This is a genomic window from Hymenobacter agri, assembly GCF_054778495.1.
The window spans coordinates 1-7,036 of sequence record NZ_BAAGZM010000187.1; the positions used below are offsets into that span (position 1 = coordinate 1).

Genomic DNA, 7,036 nt, shown 5'->3' on the forward strand with positions numbered 1-7,036 from the left:
GGCCGGGAGGTTGGCCAGCGTGAGGGCCAGCGTGGTGGCGGCCGCCAGCTTGGTGCAGGTGCTGGGCGGGGGCGTCTGGCCCCAGTACTTCAACTGCTCGGGCGAGTACATGCCGCAGAGGGCATTGCCGTGTGCCGCCTGCGTTTGCGCAATGGCCGGCCAGCTCATGCCCGAGAAATCGTAGATTTCCTTGTCGCACTGCCCGCAGAGGCGGCCGTTGGCAGTGGGTGTCATGCCGAGCCAGGACTGGCCGCAGGGTTGGGGCTTGGGAAGCATAAGTGAGAAGGAAGCGCTAGCCCGCGGCGGCGAGCAGTTGAAAAGCAAAAACAGCCGCGCGATGGCGACAGGTGCTCATTCGATGCCCGCTGCTCCTGAATTACACACACGTCTGGGCAAATACGCTACTCCCAGTCCGGCCAGCGCAGGATTTCGCCCACGGCGGGGGCGTGCAATTCGCCGCGCAGCATGCCGCCGGCCGCCACTTCGCGTAGCTGGCGCAGCGGCTCCGATGGCGGCTCGTCGGCCAGGTCGAAGGTGCCGTGGTGCATCGGCACCACGTGGCCGGCACGCAGCACGTTGGCGGCTTTGGCGGCCTCGTGGGGGTTCACGTGGCTTTTAGCCATCATGTAGGCCGGCTTGTATGCCCCAATAGGCATCAGGGCAATATCGATGGGGCCGAAGCGGGCTTCGATGGCCTCGAAATGCTCGCCGTAGGCCGTGTCGCCGGCGAAGTAGATTAGCTTGTCGGTGGCTTTCACCCGAATCATGAAGCTACCCCAAAGCACGCGGTTCAGGTCGGTGAGGCCGCGGCGGTGCCAGTGGGCGGCGGGCAGGTAGGTGATTTCGAGCGGGGCAGAGGGGCCGAGGTCGTACTGCTGCCACCAGCCGGCCTCCTGCACCGGCAGGGCGGGAGCCATGCCGCGCAGCAGCGGAGCCATGCGCAACGACGACAGCACTTGCATCTCAGGGTTCTGCGCCGCGAGCAGCTTGATGGATTGCTCGTCGCAGTGGTCGCGGTGGCCGTGCGAGAGCACTAGGTAGTCGATACTGCGAATGGCTTCGGGCGGGCAGGGCAGGGAATGGCGGTGCCGCAGGCCGAGCGAACTGAACAAAACGGGGTCGAAAAGCAGCGACACGCCCGCCGCGCGCAGTAGAAAGCAGGAGTGCCCCAGCCACACCAGCATGTCTTCCGTCGAGGCGAAGGCGGCCGCGCAGTCTACCACGTCGGGGGTCCAGGTGTCGCGCTTCTTCTCTTCCTTTTGGGGGTTGGTTTCGAGCTGCCACTTCAGCACGTTGCTGAAGCTGGGCTCGAACAGCTCCTCGCCGTTGGCAAATTCATTGCCGAACAGCTTGTTGCCGGGGTAGCCGGGGCGCACGGTGGGCAGGGCCTCGTTGCGGAGATAGGAAATGCGTGGAGCCATAAGAGTCGGAAGCAGCTTCGGGAGCCAAAGAAACGGGCGGCGGGCAGAAGTGTTTGCAGTGCCGTGGGCGCAAAACCAAAACGAGTACCCCGAATTTTCAATTCGGCCCGGGCGAACATAATTCGTTCAACGGGCCGAATTGAAAATTCGGGGTACTCGTTCCAGCCAAATCAACTGCTACTTCGGCAGCGTGAGCAGGTAGCCGATGGTGAAGTTGGCATCCCAGTCGAACACGAACTGCTTGCAGCCGGTGGCGTCGGCGATGGATTTGTAGATGTTGAGACCGGCCTTCGACTTGGCGTTATCGAGCTGGTAGGCGCTGGGCGCGTCGAGCACGGTGTAGCGCTCCTTGCCCTTGCGCACCTTCTTGGCCATCTCAAACGGCACCCCGCCGATGATGAAGCAGGTGCCGCGCAGGTCGGCCGGCACCTGGGTGGCCTTCTCTTTTACCTCGGCGGCCACGGTAGCGTCAGCGGTGCCTTTCTCGAAATACTTGGCCCCGTAGGTTTCCACCGACTTCGGTGTGTTGCCGTCGAGCCACGAGATTTTGGTGTTGCCCGAGCCGATGTCGGCCACAAAGGCGCGGTCGGAAAACGAGGCGGGTAGCACCGAGCGCAGGCCCAGCACGCCTTCCTTCTCGGGCGTTACGGTATTCACCACGTAGCCCATACCCTTTAGCACCTTGATGATTTTGGCAGTGCCGTCGGCTTTCAGTGCGCCCGAGCTCACCACGAAGTGAATGTCGCGGCCGCTTACGCCAAAGTCCAGCATCTGGCCGATATAGGCCTTCAGGCCCTTGCGCACATCGTCTTCGGTGGCCATGTTTTCCATCACCAAGCTGTTGCCGAAGTCGGCTTTTTCCAGCTTCCAGGTGCGGTTCTGGTCGATGCGGACGATGAAGGAGTTGAAGCCGCTGGCCCCTAGCTCCACCACGCCCTTGAGCTTGCCATCGACGGGCGCGGGTGCTTCGTAGGCGAAGGCCGGCTTGGTATCGGCGGCGGCGGCGGGCGCAACGGTACCGCCGCCGTTGTTCACGATGGTATCGACCGGCACGGTGGTGGTAGCCGTGGTCTGGCCCACGCGGGCCAGTTCGGGGTTGGAGGCCGTGAAGCGGCGAATGCCGAAGTAAAGGCCGAAAACGATGAGGGCCGCGATGATGGCCTTGCTGGCGAAAGTGAGCCGCATGAGGTTTGCAGTTAGGGTGGTGAAAGGGGAGGTGTTGGGTTAAAGTGTTGCGTTATCAGAACGTCATGCTGGGCGTAGTTGAAGCATCCCGCTCGAGTCGTTGAACCGAAGGTTAGCGTAGCTAAAATTGCATTGCCTTGCGCACGCGAGATGCTTCGCTGCGCTCTGTATGACGTTCTCTCGGCGCGCTGGCTCTGTTAATCAAGCAGCTTGCCGTAGGCGTCGTCGGTGGCTTGGCGGGTGGCGTTGGCGCTCATCGGCACGGGCGGTTCGTTGTTCATGATGGCGTTGAATTCGCCCTTCTGGTACTGGTCGAGCAGGTGCTGGCCCTTCTCGCTCATCACGCCGTTCTGGATGTCCATTTCCTTCACGAACTCCTGCGAGTAGCGCATGGCCTGCTTAATCTGGCCGAGCTGCTGGGCCATATCCTGGGCCACGCGGTCGGTGGCCAGGTCGAAGAAGTACTTCTTGTCAGGGTCGCCGCGCAGGATGTTCATCGCGGCGCGCATGCCCGAGCTGGTGCGTTTCACCAGCGCGTACTCGTCTTTCAACAGGTTGACTTTGAACTTGCTGTTGTCAATCTGTCGCAGCGCCGCTTTCAGAATCTGGCGCATCACCAGGCTCACGTTGGCCGTGGTGGTGGCCATGGGTTGCAGGCGCTTATTGTAATCTTCGAGCTGGGCGGCGCGGCTGGCGTAGCTCTCGGAGGCGTCCTTTTCGCCTTGGCGTTGGGCCGAGGCGGCCAGGGCCAGATATTCTTTCATTTGGGCGTTGTTGGCCTCCATCTTGCGCTTCACCAGCTCGTTGGCGCCTTCGATATGCCCCACTTCGGCCTCCATGTTGCGGGCTTCCTTTTCGGTATTCGCGATGTAGTCTTCCATGATACCGATGGGGTCGGTATTCACGAAAATGCTGGCCGCCGTGCGGAAAATGCGCTGTCCGAGGTACCAGATGCCAGCCTGAATGCGCTTATTCGTAGCCAGCAAAAACAGTACGAACAGCGCGCCCAGCCCAATACCCAGCTTCACCGAATTGAACACGATGTCGAGCAGATAGGGCAGGATTTTGCCCCAGTAGTACACGCCCGCGCCCACCAGCGCGGCCACGAAAACCCAGGCGGCAACTTTCTCAGGTTTTTGCCAGGAGGGCAGGCCATCGGCCGGCGAGGGCGGGCCCAGTAGCGGAGTATTCATTTTGCAGAAAGGAATGAAGAATAGAAGCGGTTGAGAAAATCACCGGAACGATGTAGAGACGCATATTTGCGTCTCTACATCGGCGAACAGCCTTGTGGTAAAAGCGCCTATTTCGCGCCCATCAAAAACGTTTCGGCCGCTTTGCGGTGAGTTTGCAGGTCGGCCATTGCAGCGGCGTTAGCCAGTTCGTAGGATGCCAGCGCGGTTTGTGTCTTCCGGCGCTCCTCGCCCAGCTGCTGCTGGGTCTGTTGCAGCTGCTGCTGCTTGGCCTGCAGCTGGCGGGTGAGTTCGGCCAGGTCGGCAGCCAGCTTTTTTTCCTGGGCCATGAGCAGGGCCACGGGGCCGGGCGTGGCCCCGGCGGCGTTGGCTTCGCCCATTTTCTCGCGGTGGCGGGCCAGCACTTTCTCGCGGTCGTCGGTCAGGGTTTGCTCAAACTGCGAGGCCGAGGCCAGCAGGGCCGGCACGGTGGCCCCGTTCACGGCCGCAAAAGCGTTGAAAGCCGTTTGATAAAGCATGGGGCCACTCAGGCCGGCGGCGGCCATGCTTTTCACCATTTTCATGTAAGCCGCAAAGTCTTTGCCATCACCGGCCAGCAGGCCCGCAATGTGGTCGAGGTGTCGCTGCTCGGGCTGGCCCGGAACGGGGGCAGCATCGGGCGCGGCCGTAGCCGGAGCGACCGATGGAACAGGCGCACCAAACTGCGCGGTCGGCGGCGCAGTGCTGGGCGCGGGGGGCGCCGCGCCCTCTTCCGGCTCAATGAAAAAATCCTTAGCGGCGTGGGCGATTTTATCGAAGAGAGGCATGGCAGGAAAGGCTAAATGACAACTCGCAATCAGCAACGGCCGGCGCGGGCGCGAAGCCCGCGGGTTCAAGCGGCTCGCCGCTGGCCGTATGCTGGGGCGTAAAGCTAGCGGGTATTCCGAAAAACCGGCCTGTTGGCTCCGCAAAAAGCCCCGGCGGCCCGGCCCGCCACGCGCGGAGCCGGCCCACCGGGGCCATTGTTCAGGTAAGCGGGCGAGCTTAGTTCGAAGCCTGCGGGGCCAGCCAGGCGTCGCGCAGCGTTTTCTGAGCGGGGGCCAGCGTCATTTTCTCCACGCCCTCTACCGGTTTCACCTGCACGGTAGGGTCTTCGGCCAGAATGAGCTGGGTGGTGCGCTCCACGCCGCCGCGGGTTTTTACTTTCACAAACACCACGTCGCTGGGCGAGTGCTTGTGCAGCACGGCGTCCATGTCGTTGCGGCTGTGCAGCTCCTTGCCGTCGAGCACCACAATCTGGTCGCCGCGGTCGATGCCGGCCTTATACAGACCCGAGCCAATCTGGGTGTTATACGCCACGATGCAGCGGCCCTCGTCGTCGAACTCCACCTGGTTGGGCAGGGCCGCGCCCAGGGCCCGGGTCGGAATCACGGCTAGGCCGGCCACCAGCAGGTTTTCGGTGAAGCGCGGCGTTTCGCGCCCGTAGATGTATTGGCGGAAGAAGCGGCCGGCAAACACGGTGTCCTTGCTCACCTCGCCCAGCACGCGCTGCAAATCTCGGGTGGTGTAGGGCGCGGTAGGAGCGTAGCCGCTCTGCTTGCTGCCAAACTGCTGCCACATGGCCTGCATGTATTTATCGAGCGAGGAGCGGTGGTGCTGGCGCAGCTGCATGTCGAGCACCAGGGCAATGCCAGCGCCCTGGTCGTAGTACGACAGGTTGGTGTTCACCAGGTTCATGGGCGCGCCGCTCTGGCCGGCCCCGTCGGTGTAGGCGGCCTGGCGGCTCATGTCGATGGCCGAGGCGTAGCGGGCGCCGGGGCTGTTCTGGCGCAGGTTCACCCAGCGGCTGATGTCGTCAAAGAAGTCCTCGTCTTCAATCAGCTTGGCGCGGCGCAGGGCCAGGCGGCCGTAGTACTGCGTGAAGCCTTCGGCAAACCACAGGTTGTCGCTCATGTTGGCGCGCTGGAAGTCGAAGGGCTCTAGGTCTTTCGGGCGCAGGCGCTCCACGTTCCAGGCGTGGAAAAACTCGTGGGCCACGGTGCCCAGGTTTTTCGTCGCATCCTCATCCTTGAGGGTGCGAGGGCTGGTGAGCGAAGTAGAGTTGCGATGCTCCATGCCGTCGCCGGTGGCCTGGCTCAGGTAGTCAGCAATGAAAGTGTAGCGCGCAAAGTCAAACGTGGGCAGCACGCCGAAAATGGCCTTTTCTTCCTTCACCACTTTCTGCACGTTCTTGGCGAACGCATCCATCTCCGAAGCCGGGCCCTGGTACAGCATGGCCAGCTCAATGGTCTGGTCGCCTTCCTGCCAGCTGCGCACCTGCTGCGCGCCCAGCGACACGGGGCTGTCCATCAGGTACTGAAAATTGGGTGCCGTGAAGGTGTTCTTGTCGTCGCTGGGCCGCAGCTGCGTGGCCACTTTCCAGGCCGGCGGCACGTCAAACTTCACTTCGGCGGCGCGGTCTTCGAGCCCGGTGGCGTAGCAGAGCGTAGCGGGCAGGTTCAGATGGGCGTGCTGCTGGTCGATGCCGGCAAACGTGCCATCGGTCTGGTCACCGTACAGCGTGTAGCTGAAAATCACAATGCCGTCAGCGCCGGGCTTCACGTCCCAGCCGTAGGGGTCGGGGCGGTTCAGCGGCAGCGGGTGGTTCGAGCCGTCGGTGGCCACCACGTAATATACATTCTTGGCAAAGTCGTGCACGGCGTAGCGGCCGGGCGAACTGCGGGCCATGCGTACGTGCAGCGTGCCGCTGCCCACGCCCGCAAACGTAGCTGTCACTTTGGCCTCGTGGTGCGTCGCATTCGGGAACGACAGCGCGTAGCGCACCGGCGCGCCGGGCGCCTTCGTTTGGGCTGCCGCCGCGCCCAAGCCCAGGCAGAAGGCGATGCCGAGAGTAGCAATGTGTTTCATAGGGTAAATTATAGCACAATAAGTAAACTGGTCACAAGGAAGGCCGAACAGCAGCTGTAAAGTTGCGGAAAATTTACAATACAACCGTCGTTTGCACGTAAAAATAACAAGCAAAGGCCGTTAAAATTATGTTTCGCATGCAAGCAGCTGCATTATAATATATCCAAGGCCACGAACTTACTCACTGGAATACCGAGGCTTCGGCAGCCCCCGCGTAAAAGCGCCCCCGGGATTGGCCTCGCAACCCCCGCGCTGCTAGCGCCACCGCAAAATCGGGCAGCTCGCGGGCCCGCAGCCGGGTGGTGAGCCGGAAAAACCAGAACATGGCCGCCAGCAGCCACCGTCGCCAGCCCT

6 protein-coding genes are annotated in these 7,036 nt (G+C 62.4%); all 6 read right to left on the minus strand.

Features of this window, described 5'->3' with window-relative positions:
- On the minus strand, nt 1–276 hold a 276-nt coding region (locus ACYVDE_RS11000), incomplete at its 3' end, for a hypothetical protein (RefSeq protein WP_460501564.1).
- A 125-nt stretch (nt 277–401) separates the two neighbouring features.
- Entirely contained in the window at nt 402–1,421 is a 1,020-nt protein-coding gene (locus tag ACYVDE_RS11005; RefSeq protein ID WP_460501565.1) for an MBL fold metallo-hydrolase, read from the minus strand.
- A gap of 177 nt (nt 1,422–1,598) precedes the next feature.
- On the minus strand, nt 1,599–2,606 hold the full coding sequence (locus ACYVDE_RS11010) for a hypothetical protein (RefSeq protein ID WP_460501567.1): 1,008 nt from the start codon (nt 2,604–2,606) through the stop codon (nt 1,599–1,601).
- 197 nt (nt 2,607–2,803) lie between these two features.
- The gene (locus ACYVDE_RS11015; protein ID WP_460501568.1) at nt 2,804–3,799 is read right to left on the minus strand and encodes a hypothetical protein; all 996 of its coding nucleotides are present in this window, start codon (nt 3,797–3,799) and stop codon (nt 2,804–2,806) included.
- Between the two features lie 107 nt (nt 3,800–3,906).
- Entirely contained in the window at nt 3,907–4,602 is a 696-nt protein-coding gene (locus ACYVDE_RS11020) for a hypothetical protein (protein ID WP_460501569.1), read from the minus strand.
- Between the two features lie 217 nt (nt 4,603–4,819).
- A complete protein-coding gene (locus ACYVDE_RS11025) occupies nt 4,820–6,682 on the minus strand; it encodes a M61 family metallopeptidase (protein ID WP_460501570.1) in 1,863 nt (620 codons plus the stop codon).
- Nucleotides 6,683–7,036 lie beyond the last annotated feature (354 nt).

Bases quoted from the DNA above. Each gene is read 5' to 3' on its own strand.
- ACYVDE_RS11020 (WP_460501569.1), bottom strand. From the start codon at position 4,602: ATGCCTCTCTTCGATAAAATCGCCCACGCCGCTAAGGATTTTTTCATT.
- ACYVDE_RS11025 (WP_460501570.1), bottom strand. From the start codon at position 6,682: ATGAAACACATTGCTACTCTCGGCATCGCCTTCTGCCTGGGCTTGGGC.
- ACYVDE_RS11010 (WP_460501567.1), bottom strand. From the start codon at position 2,606: ATGCGGCTCACTTTCGCCAGCAAGGCCATCATCGCGGCCCTCATCGTT.
- ACYVDE_RS11015 (WP_460501568.1), bottom strand. From the start codon at position 3,799: ATGAATACTCCGCTACTGGGCCCGCCCTCGCCGGCCGATGGCCTGCCC.
- ACYVDE_RS11005 (WP_460501565.1), bottom strand. From the start codon at position 1,421: ATGGCTCCACGCATTTCCTATCTCCGCAACGAGGCCCTGCCCACCGTG.